The 1046-nt window shown below is 56.8% G+C and carries 1 protein-coding gene; it reads right to left on the bottom strand.

Annotated features, from left to right (window positions below; translation table 11 throughout):
* Positions 1-191 precede the first annotated feature (191 nt).
* Positions 192-938: an iron-sulfur cluster repair di-iron protein gene (gene ric / locus Q4P78_RS09395; protein ID WP_303340103.1), complete on the bottom strand. Its 747-nt coding sequence runs from the start codon at positions 936-938 to the stop codon at positions 192-194.
* Between the last annotated feature and the right edge of the window lie 108 nt (positions 939-1046).

The raw sequence follows: 1046 nt of genomic DNA on the forward strand, positions 1-1046 counted from the left end.
GTTGCCGAACGTATTGCAGACTTCATCTTTAAGAAGTGAGTCCTTTACAAAGGTATAAACAAAGGATTTAGAACAGCGGCACTTAGAGTAAGAATAAGAAATGATAGACAGCGGGCGTATCCACGGATGGGTACGCCCGCTGCGTGCATTACTAAGTTGTGGTTAGCCCTTGGGGGAAGGTAGGGGCTGGGTTATTCGGCTGGTTCGGCGGCCTGCGCTTCGGCTTCGAGGGTTAGGGCACGGGGGAAGATGAGGTTGTTCTCCAGGTGGATGTGCTCGTGCAGGGCAGCTTCAAAGTCGTGCAGCTGCTGCAAGGCCAGACGGTAGCTGGGGCAGGCATCGGCGGGAGCTTCGTATTGGTGGGTGAGGGCGGCAATGCGGGCAAAGCGTTCACCCTCGTGGCTGTGCTCGTCCTCCATCACGCCGATGGGGAAGCGGATAGTGCCGCAGTGGAAGGGCATCGGGGCATAGCCCTCTGAGGCCGCCTGCACCTGTTCGTATACGTAGGGGAAGAGCACCTGCTCCTCCTTTTGTAGGTGCAGCTCCAGGTCGGCCAGGGCTTGGTCAAAGAGCTGGGCTACCTCATGCAGCTCGGGATGATTGGCCCCGTGTACGTCCACCACCTTGTGGAGCAAGGCTGCCGTTTCGGGACCTTGGGAACGGATGTTGCGGTGGTGAATCTTGAGCACGTAGTCTACCAGCAGGTCGAGCGGCCATTGGCTGAAGCTGGGCGTGGTGGACCGGCCGGTGAGGGGCAGATTATCCAGGTCGCGCACCACCTGTTCCGGGTCAAGCCCACGGTCTCGGCAGGCCTGCGCAAAGGGTGTCTGCCCGTGGCAGCAGAAGTCGATATTGTAGTGGTGAAACACCTGCGCTGCGTCAAAGTTGTGGGCTACTATCTCGCCTACGGTCTGTGCATAATAGTTATTAATGTTCATCTGTCAGTAGTTTTTATGAGGTGAAACATTCTGGTGCCTAGTTTAGGGTGGACTGCACCGAAGGCTTTACTTTTGCTTTCGCTTAGGTAGGCTTCGCCTCAGCAGTAC

It is taken from the genome of Rothia sp. (in: high G+C Gram-positive bacteria) (genome assembly GCF_030540545.1).
Classification (GTDB): domain Bacteria; phylum Actinomycetota; class Actinomycetes; order Actinomycetales; family Micrococcaceae; genus Rothia.

Coding starts and splice junctions, on each gene's coding strand:
- ric (WP_303340103.1), bottom strand. CDS start 938: ATGAACATTAATAACTATTATGCACAGACCGTAGGCGAGATAGTAGCC.